20 protein-coding genes and 1 other annotated feature are annotated in these 21,481 nt (G+C 37.8%); of the genes, 19 read left to right on the top strand and 1 reads right to left on the bottom strand.

The window, feature by feature from the left end; genetic code table 11:
• The first annotated feature begins 122 nt into the window (after positions 1 to 122).
• From ftsW to ACESNQ_RS00810, 18 genes are all read left to right on the top strand, one after another.
• Complete coding sequence (gene ftsW, locus ACESNQ_RS00725; RefSeq protein WP_373074253.1) at positions 123 to 1,334, top strand: cell division peptidoglycan polymerase FtsW; 1,212 nt, start codon at positions 123 to 125, stop codon at positions 1,332 to 1,334.
• Between the two features lie 23 nt (positions 1,335 to 1,357).
• Positions 1,358 to 4,183, top strand: coding sequence for a phosphoenolpyruvate carboxylase (ppc, locus tag ACESNQ_RS00730; RefSeq protein WP_373074255.1), 2,826 nt, complete (start codon positions 1,358 to 1,360; stop codon positions 4,181 to 4,183).
• A 94-nt stretch (positions 4,184 to 4,277) separates the two neighbouring features.
• Positions 4,278 to 4,492: a binding site (T-box leader), on the top strand.
• 134 nt (positions 4,493 to 4,626) lie between these two features.
• A complete protein-coding gene (gene trpX / locus ACESNQ_RS00735; protein ID WP_373074257.1) occupies positions 4,627 to 5,625 on the top strand; it encodes a tryptophan ABC transporter substrate-binding protein in 999 nt (332 codons plus the stop codon).
• 60 nt (positions 5,626 to 5,685) lie between these two features.
• Positions 5,686 to 6,552 carry an ABC transporter permease gene (locus ACESNQ_RS00740; protein ID WP_036752806.1) on the top strand — a complete coding sequence of 289 codons (867 nt, stop codon included), beginning with the start codon at positions 5,686 to 5,688 and terminating at the stop codon, positions 6,550 to 6,552.
• Complete coding sequence (locus ACESNQ_RS00745) at positions 6,549 to 7,307, top strand: ABC transporter ATP-binding protein (RefSeq protein ID WP_373074259.1); 759 nt, start codon at positions 6,549 to 6,551, stop codon at positions 7,305 to 7,307. Before ACESNQ_RS00740 ends, ACESNQ_RS00745 begins: the two co-directional genes overlap by 4 nt.
• 265 nt (positions 7,308 to 7,572) lie before the next feature.
• Positions 7,573 to 8,295 carry a TipC family immunity protein gene (locus ACESNQ_RS00750; RefSeq protein ID WP_373074261.1) on the top strand — a complete coding sequence of 241 codons (723 nt, stop codon included), beginning with the start codon at positions 7,573 to 7,575 and terminating at the stop codon, positions 8,293 to 8,295.
• An 86-nt stretch (positions 8,296 to 8,381) separates the two neighbouring features.
• Positions 8,382 to 9,092: a TipC family immunity protein gene (locus ACESNQ_RS00755; RefSeq protein ID WP_373074263.1), complete on the top strand. Its 711-nt coding sequence runs from the start codon at positions 8,382 to 8,384 to the stop codon at positions 9,090 to 9,092.
• 100 nt (positions 9,093 to 9,192) lie between these two features.
• Positions 9,193 to 9,450, top strand: a complete 258-nt coding sequence (locus tag ACESNQ_RS00760) for a hypothetical protein (protein WP_368909720.1) — start codon at positions 9,193 to 9,195, stop codon at positions 9,448 to 9,450.
• A 27-nt stretch (positions 9,451 to 9,477) separates the two neighbouring features.
• Entirely contained in the window at positions 9,478 to 9,795 is a 318-nt protein-coding gene (gene imm40 / locus ACESNQ_RS00765) for an Imm40 family immunity protein (protein WP_368909721.1), read from the top strand.
• A 387-nt stretch (positions 9,796 to 10,182) separates the two neighbouring features.
• Positions 10,183 to 11,943, top strand: coding sequence for a DNA primase (gene dnaG, locus ACESNQ_RS00770; protein ID WP_373074265.1), 1,761 nt, complete (start codon positions 10,183 to 10,185; stop codon positions 11,941 to 11,943).
• A gap of 2 nt (positions 11,944 to 11,945) precedes the next feature.
• Complete coding sequence (rpoD, locus tag ACESNQ_RS00775; protein ID WP_004252673.1) at positions 11,946 to 13,055, top strand: RNA polymerase sigma factor RpoD; 1,110 nt, start codon at positions 11,946 to 11,948, stop codon at positions 13,053 to 13,055.
• Positions 13,056 to 13,071: 16 nt separating this feature from the next.
• The gene (locus ACESNQ_RS00780) at positions 13,072 to 13,401 is read left to right on the top strand and encodes a metal-sulfur cluster assembly factor (RefSeq protein WP_004252676.1); all 330 of its coding nucleotides are present in this window, start codon (positions 13,072 to 13,074) and stop codon (positions 13,399 to 13,401) included.
• Between the two features lie 109 nt (positions 13,402 to 13,510).
• A complete protein-coding gene (locus ACESNQ_RS00785) occupies positions 13,511 to 14,554 on the top strand; it encodes a glycosyltransferase family 4 protein (protein WP_373074703.1) in 1,044 nt (347 codons plus the stop codon).
• Between the two features lie 8 nt (positions 14,555 to 14,562).
• Positions 14,563 to 15,879 (top strand): glycosyltransferase family 4 protein, encoded by a 1,317-nt coding sequence (locus ACESNQ_RS00790; RefSeq protein ID WP_373074267.1) that lies wholly within the window; start codon positions 14,563 to 14,565, stop codon positions 15,877 to 15,879.
• A 26-nt stretch (positions 15,880 to 15,905) separates the two neighbouring features.
• The gene (locus ACESNQ_RS00795; RefSeq protein WP_000726417.1) at positions 15,906 to 16,097 is read left to right on the top strand and encodes a PspC domain-containing protein; all 192 of its coding nucleotides are present in this window, start codon (positions 15,906 to 15,908) and stop codon (positions 16,095 to 16,097) included.
• Positions 16,098 to 16,126: 29 nt separating this feature from the next.
• Positions 16,127 to 16,261 carry a DUF4044 domain-containing protein gene (locus tag ACESNQ_RS00800; protein ID WP_000863850.1) on the top strand — a complete coding sequence of 45 codons (135 nt, stop codon included), beginning with the start codon at positions 16,127 to 16,129 and terminating at the stop codon, positions 16,259 to 16,261.
• A 76-nt stretch (positions 16,262 to 16,337) separates the two neighbouring features.
• On the top strand, positions 16,338 to 17,648 hold the full coding sequence (obgE, locus tag ACESNQ_RS00805; protein ID WP_373074270.1) for a GTPase ObgE: 1,311 nt from the start codon (positions 16,338 to 16,340) through the stop codon (positions 17,646 to 17,648).
• Between the two features lie 9 nt (positions 17,649 to 17,657).
• Positions 17,658 to 17,819, top strand: coding sequence for a hypothetical protein (locus ACESNQ_RS00810; RefSeq protein ID WP_006148428.1), 162 nt, complete (start codon positions 17,658 to 17,660; stop codon positions 17,817 to 17,819).
• 48 nt (positions 17,820 to 17,867) lie between these two features.
• Here ACESNQ_RS00810 and ACESNQ_RS00815 read toward each other — a convergent pair whose 3' ends face one another.
• Positions 17,868 to 20,147 (bottom strand): Xaa-Pro dipeptidyl-peptidase, encoded by a 2,280-nt coding sequence (locus ACESNQ_RS00815; RefSeq protein WP_373074272.1) that lies wholly within the window; start codon positions 20,145 to 20,147, stop codon positions 17,868 to 17,870.
• A 170-nt stretch (positions 20,148 to 20,317) separates the two neighbouring features.
• Between ACESNQ_RS00815 and mutY the strand changes: the two genes are divergently transcribed.
• The gene (mutY, locus tag ACESNQ_RS00820) at positions 20,318 to 21,472 is read left to right on the top strand and encodes an A/G-specific adenine glycosylase (protein ID WP_373074274.1); all 1,155 of its coding nucleotides are present in this window, start codon (positions 20,318 to 20,320) and stop codon (positions 21,470 to 21,472) included.
• The last annotated feature ends 9 nt before the right edge of the window (positions 21,473 to 21,481 follow it).

Raw genomic sequence — 21,481 nt, forward strand, 5'->3', positions numbered from 1 at the left:
AATTCTAAAAGCTTAAATTCTAGGCTTTAACGGATAAGAGTTTTTTTCTAGTCTAAAAAGTGGTATAATAGCATGTAAAACTAGAATTAATAGAAAATTAAAAATTTAGTAGATGGTGAAATATGAAAATTAGTAAAAGGCACCTGTTGAATTACTCTATTTTAGTACCCTATATTCTCTTATCCGTTCTGGGATTGATAGTGGTATATTCAACAACGAGTGCATCCTTGATTCAGGAGGGTAAGAGCGCCTTTCAATTAGTTCGAAATCAGGGCTTGTTTTGGATCGTTAGTTTGTTGCTTATTGCAGTAATCTATAAGCTGAAACTTGGTTTTCTTCGAAACGAACGTTTGTTATTTATCGTTATGTTTGCTGAGTTAGTGTTACTAGCTTTAGCACGTTTGATTGGGATTCCCATCAATGGTGCTTACGGTTGGATCAAAGTAGGACCTATTACTGTTCAGCCTGCGGAATACTTGAAAATTATCATCATTTGGTACTTGGCTCAACGTTTTTCAAAACAACAAGAAGAAATTGCCGTTTATGATTTCCAAGTTTTAACTCAAAACCAATGGTTGCCTAGAGCGTTTAACGATTGGCGATTTGTACTTTTAGTCATGATTGGTAGTTTGGCTATTTTCCCTGACCTTGGAAATGCTACAATTCTCTTTTTGGTAGCATTGTTGATGTACTCAATTAGTGGGATAGCTCACCGATGGTTTGCAACTATTCTTGGAGTATTGACCAGTTTATCCTTTGTTTCTCTATCAACCATTAAGCTTGTTGGTGTTGATAAGTTTTCTAAGATTCCAGTATTTGGATACGTAGCTAAACGATTCAGTGCTTTCTTTAATCCATTTGATGATGTCGCTGGTGCAGGACACCAGTTGGCGAATTCATACTATGCTATGGTAAATGGAGGATGGTTTGGGCTAGGATTAGGAAACTCTATCGAAAAACGAGGCTATCTACCTGAGGCACACACGGACTTTGTTTTCTCTATTGTGATTGAAGAGTTTGGATTTGTTGGTGCCAGTCTTATTTTAGCTCTATTATTCTTCCTAATTCTTCGTATTATTTTAGTGGGGGTACGGGCAAAAGATCCGTTCAACTCTATGGTAGCAATCGGTATTGGTGGAATGATTTTAATTCAGGTATTCGTTAATATCGGAGGGATTTCAGGATTGATTCCTTCAACAGGTGTAACATTCCCATTCCTTTCACAAGGGGGGAATAGTCTCCTGGTTCTTTCAGTAGCTATCGCCTTTGTGTTAAATATTGACGCTAGTGAAAAACGTGCAAAACTCTACAGCGAATATGAAGCACAGCTCTAAGAAAATGTGACAAGGAGAAAAATATGTCTCTTCAAAAACTAGAAAATAACAGAAACAAAACTGTAGTCCAAGAAGAAGTTCAAATCTTGACAGATTTACTTGAAGATATCACGAAAAATATGCTTCCTGCTGAGACTTTTGACAAGATTATGCAGTTGAAGAAGCTATCATCAAATCTAGACTATCAAGGACTAGATAAGGTAGTGAGAAGCCTTTCAAATGATGAAATGGTCTACATCTCTAGATATTTCTCTATTTTACCACTTTTGATTAACATCTCCGAAGACGTAGACTTAGCTTATGAGATTAACCATCTAAACAATATTGATCAAGATTATCTTGGTAAATTGTCAACAACCATTGAAATGGTTGCTGAAAAAGAAAATGCGGCTGAAATTCTTGAACATCTGAACGTGGTGCCAGTATTAACAGCCCATCCAACTCAGGTTCAACGTAAGAGTATGCTGGACTTGACTAATCATATCCATACTCTCTTGCGTAAATACCGTGATGTGAGAATGGGACTTATTAACAAAGAAAAATGGCACAATGATCTTCGTCGCTACATTGAGATTATCATGCAGACGGATATGATTCGTGAGAAGAAACTAAAAGTAACGAATGAAATTACAAACGTGATGGAATATTACAATAGTTCTTTCCTACAAGCTGTACCAAATCTAATGTTAGAGTATAAGCGTCTTGCAAAAGAGCAGGGAATTGACCTAAAACAAGCAAAACCTATCACCATGGGAATGTGGATTGGTGGAGACCGTGATGGCAATCCATTTGTAACTGCTGAAACACTCATGCGTTCGGCTACCATTCAAAGTGAAGTGATCTTAAACTACTACATCAGTAAGATTTCTAGTCTCTACCGTACTTTCTCTCTTTCTACTAATTTATCTAAGACAAGTAAGGCTGTTGAAGAAATGGCAGCTCAATCTCAAGATACTTCTGTTTTCCGCGAGAAAGAACCTTATCGTCGGGCTTTTCACTTTATTCAATCAAAATTAATTCAAACTCTTTTAAATTTGAAAGAGTGGGCTCTTGTAGGCTCATCAGCAGATGAACGCCATCACATTGAACGACTCTTTGGAACTCAAGGACATCAACAAGGAGTGGTTACTGACTATATTAGTAACCGTCTCTCAGGAGCCATTCAAGAATTGGCTGAAGATCGTCCTCCTTACTACGAAACAATTGAAGAATTTAAACAAGACTTAGCTATCATTAAAGATTCATTGCTTGAAAATAAGGCAGAGGCTTTGCTTACTGGAGAGTTTGCCGAGCTTTTGGAGGCTGTTGAAGTCTTTGGTTTCTTCTTGGCATCTATCGATATGCGCCAAGACTCAAGTGTTCATGAAGCCTGTGTTGCTGAATTGTTAGCATCTGCTGGAATTAATGACCATTATAGCGATCTTTCAGAAGATGAGAAGTGCGAGTTGCTTTTACATGAACTATTAGAAGACCCTCGAATCTTGTCAGCTACTCATGCTGAAAAGTCTGAACTTCTTGAAAAAGAATTAGCCATTTTCCAAACTGCACGTGAATTAAAAGATCGTTTGGGAGAAGACGTCATTCGTCAAACGATTATTTCTCATGCAACCAGCGTGTCTGATATGTTAGAATTGGCGATTATGCTGAAAGAAGTCGGTCTTGTTGATGCTGAAAAAGCACGTGTTCAAATCGTGCCTCTCTTTGAAACAATTGAGGACTTGGATCATTCTGAAGAGACTATGAGAAAGTATTTCTCTTTACCGCTTGCTAAGAAGTGGATTGCTTCAAAAGATAATTATCAAGAAATCATGCTAGGTTACTCTGATAGTAATAAGGATGGTGGTTATCTATCATCTTGTTGGACTCTATACAAAGCTCAACAACAATTAACCGCTATCGGTGATGAATTTGGAGTCAAAGTAACCTTCTTCCACGGTCGTGGTGGTACTGTTGGTCGTGGTGGTGGCCCTACTTATGACGCCATTGCTTCTCAACCACTCAAATCAATCAAGGACCGCATTCGATTAACTGAACAAGGTGAAGTTATCGGAAATAAATATGGAAACAAGGATGCAGCCTACTATAACTTGGAAATGTTGGTATCAGCGGCTATCAACCGTATGATTACACAGAAGAAGAGTGATACTAATACATCAAATCGCTATGAGGCGATCATGGACCAAGTAGTCAGTCGTAGCTATGATATCTACCGTGAACTAGTATTTGGAAATGATCATTTCTACGATTATTTCTTTGAATCTAGTCCAATCAAGAATATCTCAAGCTTTAATATTGGTTCTCGTCCAGCAGCACGTAAAACAATCACTGAAATTGGTGGTCTACGTGCCATTCCTTGGGTATTCTCATGGTCACAAAGTCGTGTCATGTTCCCAGGTTGGTATGGTGTTGGTTCAAGTTTCAAGGAATTTATTGATCAAGATCCAAAAAATATTGAATATCTTCGTGACATGTATCAAAATTGGCCTTTCTTCCAGTCACTCCTATCTAACGTTGATATGGTTCTATCAAAATCAAATATGAATATTGCTTTTGAATATGCTAAACTTTGTGAAAGTGAAGAAGTACAAGCAATCTACTATACTATTTTGGATGAATGGCAATTGACTAAGAACGTTATCTTGGCTATCGAAGGTCATGAAGAACTCTTGGCAGAAAACACTTATTTGAAAGACAGTCTAAATTACCGCATGCCTTATTTCAATGTTCTTAACTACATTCAGTTAGAGTTGATTAAGCGTCAACGTCGCGGAGAGTTGTCCTCACATGAGGAAAGATTGATTCATACGACCATTAACGGAATTGCTACAGGATTACGTAATTCAGGTTAATAAAAGCAATATTTTCCAAAAACCGTAGGAATTTTCATAATTTTTTAAAATAATTCATGAAAATCCTTGACAAGTTTTAGTAAAATGATATAATTTAAGCATTCAGAAAGTAATCATTGAATTTTTTTAGCGAGTCTGTGGTTGGTGGAAACAGATAGAAGAAGATGATGAAATTGGGCTGGATGTTATTAAGAATTTGAAATCATAAGAATTCGGTGAGCACACCTTATAGTGCAACTCGTGAAGCGAGTAAGAGCGATAGGAATAATTCCTATAATTGAGGTGGCACCGCGCATCGACGTCCTCACACAAGTTTTTTGTGTGAGGACTTTTTCTATGGGGAGGAAAAAATGATGGAAATCAAACGATGGCGACGCTTGGTAAAGTTATAATGAAAGTGACATGAACATTACTAAGTTTAAGTGAAATAAGGAGAAATAGATATGAATAAACGTTTAATTGGTATTATTGCAGCACTAGCACTTGTAGTTGGAGGAAGCTTGGTCTACTCTAACTTAACGAAACAAGATACTAAAACCGAGACAGCTAACAAAACAGCTAAGGTTGGTGTTCTACAGTTCGTCAGTCACCCATCACTCGACTTGATTTACCAAGGTATCCAAGATGGACTTGCTGAAGAAGGCTATAAAGGTGATCAAGTTAAAATCGACTTTATGAACTCAGAAGGTGATCAAAGTAAGGTTGCCACAATGAGTAAACAATTGGTGTCAAATGGAAATGATGTTGTTGTCGGAATTGCGACACCTGCAGCTCAGGGTCTAGCAAGTGCAACAAAAGACCTTCCTGTTATCATGGCAGCTATTACAGATCCAGTTGGAGCTAACCTTGTACAAAACTTGGAAAAACCAGGTGGAAACATCACAGGGGTATCTGACCATAACCCTGCTGAACAACAGGTTGAATTGATTAAAACATTGACTCCTGATGTCAAGACAGTTGGAGCTCTTTACTCAAGTAGCGAAGATAACTCTAAATCACAAGTTGAAGAGTTCAAGGCTTACGCTGAAAAAGCTGGTTTGAAGGTAGAAACTTTTGCAGTTCCGTCTACTAACGAAATTGCTTCTACAGTAAATGTCATGACTGGAAAAGTGGATGCAATCTGGGTTCCAATTGACAACACAATCGCATCTGCGTTCTCAACTGTAGTATCAAGTAATCAAACAGCTAAAAAACCAATCTACCCAAGTGCAACTGCTATGGTAGAGGCAGGTGGTTTGGCATCAGTAGTTGTTGATCAACACGATCTTGGTGTGGCTACTGGTAAGATGATCGCTAAAGTCTTGAAGGGTGAAAAACCTGCAGATACACCAGTTAATGTCTTCTCAACTGGTAAATCCGTTATCAATAAAAAAGTTGCTAAAGAACTTGGAATCACTATACCTGAATCAGTTCTTAAAGAAGCTGGTCAAGTAATCGAATAAGAATAAAGGAGGAGTTGGAGACATCTCCTCCAATTTTTAAAAGAAGGAAATGAATGTAACATGATAGTATCGATTATTTCACAAGGATTTGTCTGGGCTATTCTAGGTTTGGGAATCTTTATGACCTTTCGAATCCTCAACTTTCCAGATATGACAACCGAGGGTTCCTTCCCGCTTGGCGGAGCGGTAGCAGTAACACTAATTACACAAGGTGTCAATCCTTTTCTTGCTACCTTAGTAGCTGTTGGAGCAGGCTGTCTTGCAGGTTTAGCGACTGGTCTTCTTTACACGAAAGGAAAGATTCCAACACTCTTGTCTGGTATTTTGGTGATGACTTCTTGCCATTCTATCATGCTCATGATTATGGGACGGGCAAACCTTGGGCTCTTAGGAACTAAACAAATCCAGGACGTTCTTCCTTTCTCATCTGAGGTTAATCAATTATTTACAGGTTTGATTTTTGTGACTTTGGTTATCCTTCTTATGCTTTTCTTCCTAGATACTAAATTGGGACAAGCTTATATCGCAACAGGAGATAATCCAGATATGGCTCGTAGTTTTGGTATCAATACTGGACGTATGGAGTTGATGGGCTTGGTATTGTCAAATGGTGTGATCGCACTTGCTGGCGCTCTTATCGCTCAACAAGAAGGCTATGCAGATGTTTCTCGTGGTATCGGGGTTATCGTAGTTGGTCTTGCAAGCTTAATTATCGGTGAAGTACTCTTTAAGAGTCTTACATTAGCAGAACGTCTGGTTACTATTGTTGTTGGTTCTATTAGTTACCAATTCTTGGTATGGGGAGTCATTGCTCTTGGCTTTAATACTAGCTACCTCCGTCTATACAGTGCTCTTATCCTAGCAACTTGTCTAGTCATTCCAACCCTTAAGGATAAATACTTGAAAGGAGTCAAGTTAAGCAAATGACAGCGATTGTAGAATTGAAAAATGCCACAAAAATTGTGAAAAATGGATTTGATGAAGAAAAGATTATCCTAAACGATGTTTCGCTTGATATTTATGAACATGACTTCATCACAATCTTGGGTGGAAATGGAGCAGGTAAATCGACTCTCTTTAATAGTATAGCTGGAACGCTACCATTGACTAGTGGTAGTATCCGCATCATGGGAGAGGATGTGACTCATTTTAGCCCTGAAAAACGCGCCAAGTATCTTTCTCGTGTCTTTCAGGATCCTAAGATGGGAACTGCCCCTCGTATGACGGTTGCAGAAAATCTCTTGATTGCAAAGTTTCGTGGTGAAAAACGTGGACTTTTTCCGAGAAGACTCTCAGCTTACAAAGAAGAATTTCAAGCAACCATTGAGAAAGTCGGAAATGGTCTAGAAAAACACTTGGATACACCGATTGAATTCTTGTCAGGTGGACAAAGACAGGCCTTGAGCCTCTTGATGGCAACCTTGAAACGTCCTGAACTCCTTTTGTTGGATGAACATACGGCAGCCCTTGACCCTAAAACAAGTGTAGCCTTGATGGAATTGACAGGTGACTTTGTCAGCAAGGATAAGCTGACTGCGCTTATGATCACCCACCATATGGAAGATGCTCTCAAGTATGGAAATCGTCTCATTGTTATGAAGGAAGGACGAATCATCCAAGATTTAAACAAGGATGAAAAAGCCAAGATGAAAATTTCAGATTACTATCAGTTGTTTGAATAGATAATTTTTAAAACATGTATCATTAAAAACTTAGAAGTAGAATTTCTACTTCTTTTTTTTGTGTTAAAGGGAGTTTGTCAAAAACTAGTCTTATTGTCACCGTCTAAGATTTTATAGTATAATGATTCTAAGGATATGGTATCTAGAGATATAAAATTTCTAAAAAGATTATATCGTCTGAACGTTATCTCGTCTTTAAAATAAGACGTTAAAAATATATTTTGACAGCAAAGAGTATATAAGTTCTAGGTAAGGAAAAATGTCAATGAAAAAAATTTTAAAAATCCTAGTCATAACTGTATTAGTTTTTCTAACTTTGTTCGGTCTGTATCGTGCCTATCAAAAGAATTATTATAAGGGAGTGTATGAGTCTTTAAGCAATGTCTTTTTAGAAATGAATTATGCAGAAACCCATAGTGGTGTTTTACCTGGACTTGCTGATTTTAGTAAAGCCGTTGACGGAGGCCAATCATATCGCGATAAGGATATTACAGTTGGTATGAGGCTTGAATCAGGCTTATCTGAAAGTGAAATTATATTAGTGTATGTAGGTATTAAAGAAACATTTCTAATTGAGTATAGGCGGACGTTACCTGACGGTAGATATCTTTTTATTGACTATGATTATAGCGATAAAATACTCAAAGAAACTATTGAGGTTTCAGAATCTGATCAATCATTAGCTTACGGGTTAATTGGTTATAATATAGAAGTGAAGAGTGGAAAAGAATCTGATTTAGAGCTACATTTAAAAAGTTCCTATAGTTTTAGTTCGACTAAAGGCTTACCAAATTTTCAGATAACAAATCCAAACGAAGTACTAGAGTATTTAAAGCCTTATGGGATTGATGAAGCTTGGATTAAAGAAAAATCCCACTTCATGCTTTATGATGTCGTTCTAGAACGCTGGTTTAAAAATGGTAGTCAACATTACTCAGTTGACAATCTTGGGGATGTAGAGATTGTGACACTAAGTTTATCTGAATAGGATGATGCCCAAGCAATGGAGCTGTTAAAAGAGAAGAACAATGTTGCTTATCAGTTTATCCAAGATTTAAGTAAGGAAAAATGTCAATGAAAAAAATTTTAAAAATTCTAGTCATAACGATATTAGTTTTTCTAACTTTGTTTGGTCTATATCGTGTCTATCAAAAGAATTATTTTAAAGGAGTGTATGAATCTTTAAGTAATGTCTTTTTAGAGATGAACTATGCAGAAACCCATAGTGGTATTTTGCCTTGTCTCGCTGATTTTAGCAAAGCCGTTGATGGAAGTCAGTCGTTTAGAGATCCAGACTGGATAATTCCCATAGGACTTGATGCAGGCTTGTCTGAAAATGAAAGGTTAGAAGTGATTGTAGGTTTTGAAGAAACTTTTATTATTGAATACCAGCAACTATTATCTGATGGGAGATATCTATTTATTAGATACAATTATAAGAATAAAAATCTTAACCAAACTATCGAAATTTCAGATTCTAAAAGTTCACTGGCATACTACTTAGCTGGGTATAATATAAGAAATAAGGATAGCGGAGAGATAAATTTGGAGTCGTATTTTAAGAGAGCGGGCACTGTGGAAAAACCAAATTTTTACTTAACTAATCCAAACGAAGTACTAGAGTATTTAAAACCTCATGGGATTGATGAAGCTTGGATTAACGAAAAATCCCACTTCATGCTCTATGATGTCGTTCTAAAACGCTGGTTTAAAAATGGTAGTCAACGTTACTCAGTTGACAATCTTGGGGATGTAGAGATTGTGCCACTAAGTTTTTCTAAATAGACTAATCAAATTTTAGGCTTTTAGGATTTAGTTGCTCTATATTGAACAGCTATCTTCTGTTGTGATAGAAACATGCAAAAACTCTTTAGGAAGGGTTTCTTTGAGAGTTTTATGTCACACCTATGACCTAAAGGAACAGTTGCTTACAGCGACACAAGGAAGTGGAGAGAAGGCTTCCACCTCTAGCTATACCTACGACAGTGTGGGCAATGTCACTTTGGTCACGAATGTAAATGGCAAGGTCACAAGCTATAGCTATGACCAGCTTTTCAATCTAATGGAGCGCATGACCAGTCTCGGAGATAAGGAGATCTATACCTATAATGTCAATAACCAGCTCGAAAAACTAACGTATTAAAAACGAAAAAAGTAGGAGTCCAATCATATGAAACTAGGTAAATTTAATTTCGAAAATAAAGGTAACTCTTTAGCAGAATTGGGTGTCGCAAGTTATGCATATACATATCAAGATATGTTGGCATATATAGACTGGATAAAATCAAAAAAGTTTGTTATTCTTGGTGGAGATGTGTATTCAAGACAAGGCGATATGTTTGATATAACTTATGATAGCTGGTACTATACTCCTAAAAATAAAGATAATGATTCACAGGAGTCGATTTCTGTGGCCAAAAATTATATCAAACAGTATACAAATAGTAATGGAGAAAATTTTTATTTTGCAATAGTCGTTTCAGAATAATAAGGTAGTAACCAATGTGTTACCTTTACAAAAATTTGGGCTTTCCGTTCAGTCTACGAAAGTTTAGAATTAAAAGATAGTTACTGGGAGCAAGGATTAGAAAAGAACAGACCACTTTATCTGACCAACTATATCTATGAAGTCGAGAATGCAGAATTTGGGGACTTGGTCGCTTCTGCAAATATAGTTAATAAAAACTCCATCACTACAAATTAATGTCAACGCATTTTTTAGTGGACCTTGTATCCGAAAACGATGTAAAAGTTGAGAAAGTCACTAGCTAGTTTTATGAAATAGAAGCATGTAAAGTGTATGAAATGGTTTACTTTTTTTCAGAAATAAGCTATACTATATAAAGTAAACTGTGATAAAATGGAGGTATTGTCTATGGTTGACAAGAGAGTCATCGAAGAAATCAAAAGCAATACCAATATTGTCGAAATCATAGGAGAAGTGATTTCTTTACAAAAATCTGGACGGAACTTTTTGGGGCTCTGTCCTTTTCATGGTGAAAAGACCCCTTCCTTTAACGTGGTCGAAGATAAGCAATTTTACCACTGTTTTGGTTGTGGTCGTTCTGGAGACGTCTTTAAGTTTATAGAAGAGTATCAACAAGTAACTTTTGCGGATGCGGTAAGGATGTTGGGCGAACGTCTCGGAATGCACCTTGAAGCTCCTGCACATAACCCTGTCCCACACACGTCACCCCATCAAAATCTCTACGATATGCATGACAAGGCTGCACGCTTTTATCATGCAATCCTAATGACGACTAAAATGGGTGAGGAGGCGAGAAACTATCTCTATAAACGTGGCTTGACTGATGATGTCATTAAACACTTTATGATTGGTCTAGCTCCAGCAGAACGCTCTTATCTTTATCAGCGTTTAGCAGACGATTATAGTGAGAAGGACTTGCTGGACTCAGGTCTATTTTATCTATCTGAAAGTAACCAATTTTTTGATACTTTCCATAACCGGATTATATTTCCACTCTCAAACGACCAAGGAAAGGTAATTGCTTTCTCTGGACGGATTTGGCAAGAGACAGATTCTCAAACTGCCAAGTATAAAAATAGTCGAGCGACGGCGATTTTTAACAAGAGTTACGAATTATATCATTTGGATAGGATAAAAAAAGGCTCAGGTAAAGCTCCTGAAATGTACCTGATGGAAGGCTTTATGGATGTTATTGCAGCCTACCGTGCTGGTATTGAAAATGCAGTAGCTTCCATGGGAACGGCCTTGACTGCTGAACACGTTGAACATCTCAAACGCTTTACAAAAAAAGTGATTATCACTTATGACGGTGATAAGGCAGGACAAGCTGCAACTGCTAAAGCTTTGGACGAGCTTAAAGATCTACCTGTACAAGTAGTCCAGATTCCTGATGCAATGGATCCTGATGAGTATTTACAAAAGAATTCTTCAGAGGATTTGGCTTATCTTTTATCCAATACTCGAATCAGTCCAATTGAGTTTTATATCCATCATTACAAACCTAGTAATAGTGAAAATCTCCAAGCACAGATTGAGTTCATTGAGAAAATTGCACCTCTTATCGTCAAAGAACCTTCTATCACAGCCCAGAACACCTATATTCATTTGTTGACGGATTATTTACCATCTTTTGATTATCAACAAGTTGAGCATATTATCAACGAAAGTCGTGTCAGACAAAGACAAGAAAAAGTGCAGCAGGTTGTTAATCCGACACCAATTACTATGTCGGTTTCTAAACAATTGACGGCAGTCATGAGAGCTGAAGCACATATTCTTTATCGTATGATGGAGCACCCCCTTGTGTTGAATGATTATCGTTTGAGAGATGATTTTGTATTTGAAACTCCAGAGTTTCAGACCTTGTATGGACTCTTGATTGATAATGGTTCGATTTCTTCTGAAGACTTGGCAAATCAGACTAGAGAAGTGGAAAATGCTTGGTACCAGGTGTTAGCTTTGGATCTACCTTCTGAGATGTCTCCAGAAGAACTAAAGGAAGTGGAGGAGTCTCGTAATCGTGCTCTTTTGAATCAACAAAACTTGCAAATTAAAAAGAAAGTTCAGGAAGCTAGTCATGTAGGCGACACAGATACTGCTTTAGAAGAGCTTGAACGCTTAATTGCCCAAAAAAGAAGAATGGAGTAAGAATGGCAAAAAAACAAAAAGAAGTAACAACTTTTGATGTCCAAGTTGCAGAATTTATTCGTAACCATAAGAAAACTGGTACTGCGACAGATGATGAAATTAACAATGTACTTGTAATTCCTTTTGCTCTTGATGTAGAAGGCATTGAGAACCTTTTGCAACGGATTCAAGATGCAGGTATTGCAATCACTGATAACGAAGGAAATCCGAGTGAACGTGTCTTAAGTACAGAGGAAGAACCAGAACTTAGCGATGAAGACTTAATTGGTTCAACATCTGCCAAAGTCAATGACCCTGTTCGTATGTACTTGAAGGAAATCGGTGTCGTACCTCTTCTTACTAACGAAGAAGAAAAAGAATTAGCTCTTGCTGTTGAAGCAGGAGATGTTGAAGCGAAACAACGTCTAGCAGAGGCTAACCTTCGTTTGGTAGTTTCTATCGCGAAACGCTATGTTGGACGAGGTATGCAATTCCTTGACTTGATCCAAGAAGGAAATATGGGATTGATGAAGGCAGTTGATAAGTTTGACTACTCTAAAGGATTCAAATTCTCAACTTATGCAACTTGGTGGATTCGTCAGGCTATCACACGTGCTATTGCTGACCAAGCTCGTACCATCCGTATCCCAGTTCACATGGTAGAAACAATCAACAAACTTGTTCGTGAGCAGCGTAACCTTCTCCAAGAGTTGGGACAAGATCCTACTCCTGAACAAATTGCCGAACGTATGGATATGACTCCTGACAAGGTTCGTGAAATCTTGAAAATTGCTCAAGAGCCAGTTTCTCTTGAAACACCAATTGGTGAAGAGGACGATAGTCATCTTGGTGACTTTATCGAAGATGAAGTGATTGAAAATCCAGTGGACTACACAACTCGTATTGTCTTGCGTGAGCAGTTGGACGAAGTGTTAGACACCTTGACTGACCGTGAAGAAAATGTATTACGTCTTCGTTTTGGTCTAGATGACGGTAAAATGCGTACTCTAGAAGATGTTGGTAAAGTCTTCAATGTTACTCGTGAGCGTATTCGTCAGATTGAGGCAAAAGCATTGAGAAAACTTCGCCAGCCTAGTCGTAGTAAACCACTTCGTGACTTTATCGAAGATTAAAATTGGAGGATTACACATGGCTTATACAGAAGAGCAAATTGAAACTATCAAAACGAAAATCTTATCTGCATTAGAAGAAGTTATCGACCCAGAATTAGGAATCGATATCGTCAACCTAGGTCTGATTTATGAGATTCGATTTGATGGTGATACCGGTGATACTGAGATTGATATGACCTTAACGACTATGGGTTGTCCATTAGCAGACCTCTTGACCGATCAAATTTATGATGCTATGACAGATGTACCAGAGGTTACTAACGTTGAAGTGAAATTAGTTTGGTATCCAGCTTGGACAGTTGAAAAAATGAGTCGCTATGCACGTATCGCTTTAGGTATTAAATAGAATGATATAAAAAAAGAAATAGTATAAGTGTTAGGAAATTCCCTAGCTTTTATGCTATCTCTTTTTTAATTTGCTGATTTTCTTTCAATAAAATGATATAATGGATAGTATGGAAAAAGAGAAATTACGCATCAACATGCTAAGTTCGAGTGAAAAGGTAGCAGGACAAGGTGTTTCTGGAGCTTACCGTGAACTTGTGCAACTTTTGAAACGTGATGCGAAAGACCAACTAATTGTAACGGAGAATCTTCCTGTAGAAGCTGATGTTACTCATTTTCATACAATCGACCTTCCTTATTATCTGTCAACTTTTCAAAAGAAGCGTTCAGGTCGTAGAATTGGTTATGTCCACTTCTTGCCTGACACCTTAGAAGGTAGTTTGAAGATTCCATTCTTTCTAAAAGGGATTGTTAAGCGCTACGTATTTTCTTTTTATGACCGTATGGAACACTTGGTTGTGGTTAATCCTACTTTTATCGAAGATTTGGTTGCAGCTGGTATTCCTCGTGAAAAGGTGACCTATATTCCTAACTTTGTTAACAAAGAAAAATGGCACCCACTTTCTGCAGAAAAGGTAAGTCAACTTCGACAAGATATGGGGTTGAATGAAAATCAATTTGTAGTAGTAGGAGCTGGGCAGGTTCAGAAGCGTAAGGGAATCGATGATTTCATCACTCTTGCTGAGGAACTACCGGACATCACCTTTATTTGGGCTGGAGGCTTCTCATTTGGTGGGATTACAGATGGTTATGAACGCTATAAAAAAATCATGGATAATCCTCCAGAGAATCTGATTTTCCCTGGAATTGTTGAGCCAGAACGGATGAAAGAACTGTATGCTTTGGCAGATTTGTTCTTACTTCCTAGCTATAATGAGCTCTTTCCGATGACTATTCTAGAAGCTGCGAGTTGTGAAGCTCCCATTATGCTTCGGGACTTAGATCTTTATAAGGTGATTCTAGAAGGAAATTACAGACCAACCATCGATGTAGAAGAAATGAAAGAAGCCATTTTGGAATATCGAGAGCATCCAGAAGCTTTGAAAGAGTTAAAAGAAAAGGCTAAGGCTATTTCAAAAGAATATTCAGAAGAGCATCTCTTAGAAATTTGGCTAAAATTCTATCGGGAGCAAGCAGCTTTAGGAAAAAAATGAGGTAGTATATGCGAATTGGATTATTTACAGATACTTATTTCCCACAGGTTTCTGGTGTTGCAACCAGTATTCGAACCTTAAAAACAGAGCTTGAAAAGCAAGGGCATGCAGTCTTTATCTTTACGACAACTGATAAGGATGTCAATCGTTATGAAGACTGGCAAATTATCCGTATTCCTAGTGTTCCATTCTTTGCCTTTAAAGATCGTCGTTTTGCTTACCGTGGATTTACAAAAGCTCTTGAGATTGCGAAACAATATCAGTTAGACATTATTCATACCCAGACAGAGTTTTCTCTTGGTTTATTGGGAATATGGATTGCTCGTGAACTGAAAATCCCAGTCATTCATACCTATCATACCCAGTATGAGGATTATGTCCACTATATTGCTAAGGGGATGTTGATTCGTCCAGGTATGGTCAAATACCTAGTCCGTGGTTTTCTACATGATGTCGACGGAGTTATTTGTCCTAGTGAGATAGTCCGTGATCTTTTATCCGATTATAAGGTAAAGGTTGAAAAGCGTGTCATTCCTACTGGTATTGAACTTGCCAAATTTGAACGCCCTGAGATTGGTCCTGAACACATTAGTGACTTACGGGATAAACTAGGGATCCAACAAGCCGAAAAGATGCTTCTAAGTCTTTCTCGAGTTTCTTATGAGAAGAATATTCAAGCAGTTCTTAGAGCTTTACCAGATGTCCTAAAAGAAGAACCAAATGTTAAACTGGTTGTAGCTGGAGATGGACCTCATTTAGACAACCTTAAGGAGCAAGCAGAAGATTTAAAAATTCAAGATTCTGTTATCTTTACAGGTATGATTCCGCCAAATGAGACGGCACTCTATTATAAGGCAGCTGATTTCTTCATATCGGCTTCTACAAGTGAGACTCAGGGATTGACTTATTTGGAAAGTTTGGCAAGTAAGACTCCTGTTATTGCCCATGGGAATCCTTATCTGGATAATCTCATCAATGATAAAATGTTTGGAACCCTTTATTATGAGGAAAGGGACTTGGCAGGAGCGATTCTTGAAGCCTTACTTGTAACACCGTCAATGGATGAAAAACACTTGGCTGAAAAATTATATGAAATTTCTGCTGAGAATTTTGGTAGAAGAGTCCATGAATTTTATCTAGACGTCATTATTTCAAATAATTTTGCCAAGGAAACAGGGGCTGACGAACCTGTTACAAAACGTATTTTAAAGACAGTCTTCTATATTCCGCAACAGGCTGTTACGATGCCAGTTAAAAGTTCGAAGCGTATTCTTAAGGCATCTAGAAAACAATTAAGAAATTTAAGAAAATATTTAAATGATTAATCAAATCAAAGAAAGGAAATAAAAATATGAAAAAGAAATTTATGAGAAGTGGTAGAGATCAAAAAATCGGTGGTGTATGTGCTGGTTTAGCTAATTATTTTGATATTGACCCTACAATTGTTCGTGTTATTTGGGGAGTTTTGGCTTTCTGTTATGGTGCAGGACTTATTGCTTACTTGATCTTGTGGGCAATTGCTCCTGTATCAGATGAATTTTAAAAATAGAGTATTAGAGTAAAGGAGAAAACATGGCATTCGGTGATAATGGTAAACGTAAAAAAACATTCTTTGAAAAACTTACAATGTTTGTCGTATTAATCATGTTGTTTGTTACTTTAGCAGGTATTTTTGCGACTGCAATTGGTGTATTCAGCAGATTTTAAAATACTTGTTGTAGGTACAAATTGTAATAGTTGGTGACTGGGATTTTCCCAGCCCTTTTTAAAGTGAGAAGAGAATATGAGTATGTTTTTAGACACAGCCAAGATTAAAGTAAAGGCTGGTAATGGTGGCGATGGCATGGTTGCCTTTCGTCGTGAAAAATATGTCCCTAACGGTGGACCTTGGGGCGGTGATGGAGGACGTGGTGGTAACGTTGTTTTCGTTGTAGACGAAGGCTTGCGTACCCTTATGGACTTCCGTTACAATCGTCATTTTAAGGCCCAATCAGGTGAAAAAGGGATGACAAAAGGAATGCATGGTAGAGGGGCAGAAGATTTGATTGTCCGTGTACCTCAAGGGACAACTGTACGTGATGCGGAGACTGGGAAAGTCATCACTGATTTGATTGAGAATGGTCAAGAATTTATTGTGGCTCATGGTGGACGTGGTGGACGTGGAAATATCCGCTTTGCAACACCTAAAAATCCTGCCCCTGAAATCTCAGAAAATGGAGAACCTGGTCAAGAACGTGAATTACAGTTAGAACTTAAGATTCTTGCTGATGTAGGTTTGGTTGGTTTCCCATCTGTCGGAAAATCAACTCTGCTTAGTGTCATCACATCTGCAAAACCTAAGATTGGTGCTTACCACTTTACAACAATTGTTCCTAATCTTGGTATGGTCCGTACTCAGTCAGGGGATTCATTTGCAGTGGCAGACCTTCCTGGATTGATTGAAGGTGCTAGCCAAGGTGTTGGACTAGGGACTCAGTTCTTGCGCCATATCGAACGTACCCGCGTTATCTTGCATATTATTGATATGTCAGCTAGTGAAGGACGTGATCCTTACGATGACTATCTAGCAATCAACAAGGAACTTGAATCTTACAATCTTCGTCTGATGGAGCGTCCACAGATTATTGTTGCCAATAAGATGGATATGCCTGAAAGTCAAGAAAATCTTGAAGAGTTCAAGAAGAAATTGGCTGCTAATTATGATGAATTTGAAGAATTACCGCCAATCTTCCCAATTTCAGGTTTGACTAAGCAAGGTCTTGCGCCTCTATTAGACGCAACGGCTGAACTTCTTGATAAAACGCCAGAATTCCTTCTTTATGACGAATCAGAAATGGAAGAAGAGGTTTACTATGGCTTTGATGAAGAAGAAAAACCATTTGAGATTGGTCGTGATGACGATGCAACTTGGGTTCTGTCAGGTGAAAAACTCATGAAACTCTTTAACATGACTAACTTTGATCGTGATGAGTCTGTCATGAAATTTGCGCGTCAGTTGCGTGGTATGGGAGTTGATGAAGCTCTTCGTGCTCGTGGTGCTAAGGACGGCGACCTTGTCCGTATTGGAAAATTTGAGTTTGAATTTGTAGACTAGGAGATAGCTATGGGTGATAAACCAATATCTTTCCGAGATGCTGACGGAAATTTTGTTTCTGCAGCAGACGTCTGGAATGAAAAGAAATTAGAAGAACTTTTTAATCGCCTCAATCCCAATCGTTCATTGAGACTTGCGAGAATGAAGAAACAAGCCGAAGAAAAAAAATAAGAATAAAAAACCCGTGATAATAATATCACGGGTTTTCTGATTAACTTACTACTTTTGATAAGGAATTTCTAGACTTGATTGCGAAAGGTCCACAGTTAATTGATAGTCTGTATTGTCACGGATAGTAATCTCAAAGTCAGTAGTATAAAGAACGAGTCGGATTGTATCGTCTTTTTTTAGTTTGTAAATTGTTGGTTGGAGTTCAAATTGGAATGCCATCCATTCATCTGGCTTAACTTCTTCAATTTTCAATAAATCATGACGGTTTTGGAGATTGAGGTAGCCTTTTGTAATGGCACGCTGAGCATTTGGGCTAAATGGTAGTTCGCAAAGGTTTTCCAGCATATGGTAACGACCATTATCAATCGTACGAACGGACAAGACTCCTGGATACGGTTGTAGATATTTCTTTTGACCAAGTTCGAGAAGTTGAGCAGAAAGTAAGCCTTTGTTTGTACTTGACTTGAGACGAAGATTTAGTTTAACACGTCCATTAAGATGAAGATCCTCTGTCACTGGAAGGTCAATTGTAATCTGATTGACCTTACCTTGATACAATTCATTATTAAAGGTTTGGTAAGTTTTTCCAAATCGTTCAAAATCAGAGTCTTCATAGTGGTTTTGAATGACAGCTTCTTCAGTACCTAAAGAGAAAGTTTTATGGTCAGTTTGATTTCCAAAATCTTCAAGTGACAACCAGGTTTGAGGAGCAGTATTGTCTTGCCAAACGACTCTTGGAAGTTGGTAGTCAGTGTTTTGACCCAATAATTTCTGCGTCAAAAGGGCATTCATAGATTCACGAAAATCAATTGACTGCCAGTTGTTCATATAAACATGGGCTCCGTTATGATAAAAGAGGTGTTTATTAATATGACCTGGAAGAGCATTGAACATTTGATAGACGTGAAGTGGTTTTACATTCCAGTCTTGTGAACCGTGGGTAAAGACAACTTCAGCCTTAACCTTTTGGGCATTGAGTAGGTAATTTCTGTCATGCCAAAATTGGTTATAATCTCCAGTTTTACGGTCAAGATTTTTCTTGAGTTTTTCAATGGAAGTTTTATGAGCCTCGTTTCCACGAATAAAGTCACCAGCTAAGAGATTACGAGAATAAGTTAATTCATCTAATGAATCGAAGTCCTCTCCAGGATAGCCGCCTGGGCTTGTCACAAGACCATTTTCACGGTAATAGTTGTACCATGATGAGATACCTGCTTCGGCAATAATGACTTCTAAGCCATCAACTCCTGTAGTGGCAAGGCCGTTAGACATTGTTCCTAGGTAGGATAGACCAGTAGTTGCTACTTTACCATTTGACCAATCTGCTTTAACTTGACGTTTAGGACTATGATCCGTAAAGGCACGACAACGACCATTTAGCCAATCGATAACATTCTTATAGGCTTCAACTTGGCGGTAATCTCCATTGGTCATCTGACCTTGAGAATCCCTAGTACCAATACCTGATACGTAGATATTGGCAAATCCTCTTGGAAGGAAGTAGTCGTTAAGTGTGTAGCTGCTATTGATATGAGTGAGTTTTTCTTCAGCTTCAGAAACAAGTTCAGCATCCCCAACAGGTTCAACCAAGTCCAGGGTTGGATTTTCTAACGTAATTTCATGTGGTTCCTTGACTTCTAGTTCGGCTTCCATCTTATAGAGAGCCTTATCGCTTGCTTTATCATTGGTTCCTTGATGGTATGGACTTGCTGTCATGACAGCTGGAATCTTTCCATTGTATGCTGGACGAATGATATTTACCTTGATGAGGTCAGGTAGACCATCTTTATCAGAATCAACACGAGTCTCTACATAAACTACTTCACGAATGACATTGTTAGTTGAGAAAGTCGCTAAACTCTTGCCATTGAAGTAGTGATAGTTATTGTCCTCAGGAATAAGACCATCACTAACTAACTGATCGATAAGGGTGTTCCCTTTTTTAGTGCGTGTATTTAAAAGCTGGTAGAAATTGTCGATTAAATCTCCGTAAACAATCGGAAACGCTGTTTCTTTGTGAAAAGCAAGACCATCTTCAAAGTCTACTAAGTAACTGAATCCAAGCAATTGAAAGGCAACAGTGTAGAAAATTTCTGCTGTCAATTCACGGTCTGAATTAAAGAAAGTAAGCAAATCTGTTTCTTTATCAACTGCTACAGTAGTGAGGGGATAATCCGTATTTTTATAATTGAAAAAACAAGTTCTAACAAAAGCTTCAAACTGTTCTTTATGTGAAGCTGAAAGATCAAGCTTGAATCCAAGCTCAGATAATTCCTCTAAAGCTTGTTGGGGTGTAACGGGATAATAACTAAATTGATTAAAACGCATGGATATCTCCTTTTAAAGATTCATTCAAAAGTCATTATATCAAAAAATCATAGAAAATAACAGAAAGAGTAGAGTATGTCTGATAGTCAGGCATGATAAGAGAGTCGATACTAAAACAAGGACAATTTTCATTTTTTGAGTATCCTATAAGGATATGCTATACTAGATATATGTTAGATTTGGAGAAATATGGCGTGTCCATGTGGGAAGAGGAGAAAATTCTCTCTTTCCGTCAAAAACTTTTAGCCTGGTATGATAAAAATAAGCGGGACTTACCTTGGAGAAGAAGTAAAAATCCATACCATATCTGGGTATCTGAAATCATGTTGCAGCAGACCAGAGTTGATACAGTTATTCCCTATTATGAACGTTTTTTAGAAAGCTTTCCGACTGTAGAGACTTTAGCAAATGCATCTGAAGAACGCTTATTAAAGGCATGGGAAGGTCTTGGATATTATTCGCGTGTTCGAAATATGCAAACTGCGGCTCAACAGATTATGAATGATTTTAATGGAAAATTTCCTTCAACTTACGAAGGTATTTCAAGCTTGAAAGGGATAGGTCCCTATACTGCTGGAGCTATTTCAAGTATTGCCTTTAATCTAGCACAGCCTGCAGTTGATGGGAATGTCATGCGTGTTTTGGCTCGTTTATTTGAAGTCAATCACGACATTGGTAATCCAAGTAATCGCAAGATATTTCAAGCCATGATGGAAATTTTGATTGATCCAGAACGTCCAGGTGATTTCAATCAAGCCTTGATGGATTTGGGTTCAGATATTGAGGCACCCGTTAATCCGAGGCCAGAAGATAGTCCAGTTAAAGATTTTAGTGCTGCCTATCAAAATGGAACAATGGATCGCTATCCCATTAAAGCGCCAAAGAAAAAGCCAGTTCCCGTCTATCTTAATGCTTTAGTTGTTCAAAATGCTAAAGGACAGTTTTTACTAGAAAAGAATGAAAGTGAAAAGTTACTTGCTGGCTTTTGGCATTTTCCCTTGATTGAGGTTGATGAATTTTCTAAGATTGAAGAACTAAATCTCTTTAATCAGGTAGCTGAACCATCTGTTCAACTTGGGCCATCACCGCAAGAAAGTTTTGAGCAGGATTATGATTTAGAAGTTGAGTGGCAGGATAGTCATTTCGAAGAAGTGAAACATATCTTTAGCCATCGAAAGTGGCATGTACGAATCCTATCCGGGCAAGTAGTTGATAGCAAAGAATATTGTGATAAAGAGGTAGTTTGGTTAACTCCTGAAGAGTTTGAACTATATCCACTAGCAAAACCTCAACAAAAAATTTGGCAAGCATATTTAAAAAAATAGAATGATACC

The sequence above is a fragment of the Streptococcus infantis genome (assembly GCF_964243025.1).
In the GTDB taxonomy this organism is placed as follows: Bacteria; Bacillota; Bacilli; order Lactobacillales; family Streptococcaceae; genus Streptococcus; species Streptococcus infantis_N.

What these genes read in the sequence shown, in the direction of transcription:
- ftsW (WP_373074253.1), top strand. Translation starts at nt 123, where the DNA reads ATGAAAATTAGTAAAAGGCACCTGTTGAATTACTCTATTTTAGTACCC.
- ppc (WP_373074255.1), top strand. Translation starts at nt 1,358, where the DNA reads ATGTCTCTTCAAAAACTAGAAAATAACAGAAACAAAACTGTAGTCCAA.
- trpX (WP_373074257.1), top strand. Translation starts at nt 4,627, where the DNA reads ATGAATAAACGTTTAATTGGTATTATTGCAGCACTAGCACTTGTAGTT.
- ACESNQ_RS00740 (WP_036752806.1), top strand. Translation starts at nt 5,686, where the DNA reads ATGATAGTATCGATTATTTCACAAGGATTTGTCTGGGCTATTCTAGGT.
- ACESNQ_RS00745 (WP_373074259.1), top strand. Translation starts at nt 6,549, where the DNA reads ATGACAGCGATTGTAGAATTGAAAAATGCCACAAAAATTGTGAAAAAT.
- ACESNQ_RS00750 (WP_373074261.1), top strand. Translation starts at nt 7,573, where the DNA reads ATGAAAAAAATTTTAAAAATCCTAGTCATAACTGTATTAGTTTTTCTA.
- ACESNQ_RS00755 (WP_373074263.1), top strand. Translation starts at nt 8,382, where the DNA reads ATGAAAAAAATTTTAAAAATTCTAGTCATAACGATATTAGTTTTTCTA.
- imm40 (WP_368909721.1), top strand. Translation starts at nt 9,478, where the DNA reads ATGAAACTAGGTAAATTTAATTTCGAAAATAAAGGTAACTCTTTAGCA.
- dnaG (WP_373074265.1), top strand. Translation starts at nt 10,183, where the DNA reads ATGGTTGACAAGAGAGTCATCGAAGAAATCAAAAGCAATACCAATATT.
- rpoD (WP_004252673.1), top strand. Translation starts at nt 11,946, where the DNA reads ATGGCAAAAAAACAAAAAGAAGTAACAACTTTTGATGTCCAAGTTGCA.
- ACESNQ_RS00780 (WP_004252676.1), top strand. Translation starts at nt 13,072, where the DNA reads ATGGCTTATACAGAAGAGCAAATTGAAACTATCAAAACGAAAATCTTA.
- ACESNQ_RS00785 (WP_373074703.1), top strand. Translation starts at nt 13,511, where the DNA reads ATGGAAAAAGAGAAATTACGCATCAACATGCTAAGTTCGAGTGAAAAG.
- ACESNQ_RS00790 (WP_373074267.1), top strand. Translation starts at nt 14,563, where the DNA reads ATGCGAATTGGATTATTTACAGATACTTATTTCCCACAGGTTTCTGGT.
- ACESNQ_RS00795 (WP_000726417.1), top strand. Translation starts at nt 15,906, where the DNA reads ATGAAAAAGAAATTTATGAGAAGTGGTAGAGATCAAAAAATCGGTGGT.
- ACESNQ_RS00800 (WP_000863850.1), top strand. Translation starts at nt 16,127, where the DNA reads ATGGCATTCGGTGATAATGGTAAACGTAAAAAAACATTCTTTGAAAAA.
- obgE (WP_373074270.1), top strand. Translation starts at nt 16,338, where the DNA reads ATGAGTATGTTTTTAGACACAGCCAAGATTAAAGTAAAGGCTGGTAAT.
- ACESNQ_RS00810 (WP_006148428.1), top strand. Translation starts at nt 17,658, where the DNA reads ATGGGTGATAAACCAATATCTTTCCGAGATGCTGACGGAAATTTTGTT.
- ACESNQ_RS00815 (WP_373074272.1), bottom strand. Translation starts at nt 20,147, where the DNA reads ATGCGTTTTAATCAATTTAGTTATTATCCCGTTACACCCCAACAAGCT.
- mutY (WP_373074274.1), top strand. Translation starts at nt 20,318, where the DNA reads ATGTTAGATTTGGAGAAATATGGCGTGTCCATGTGGGAAGAGGAGAAA.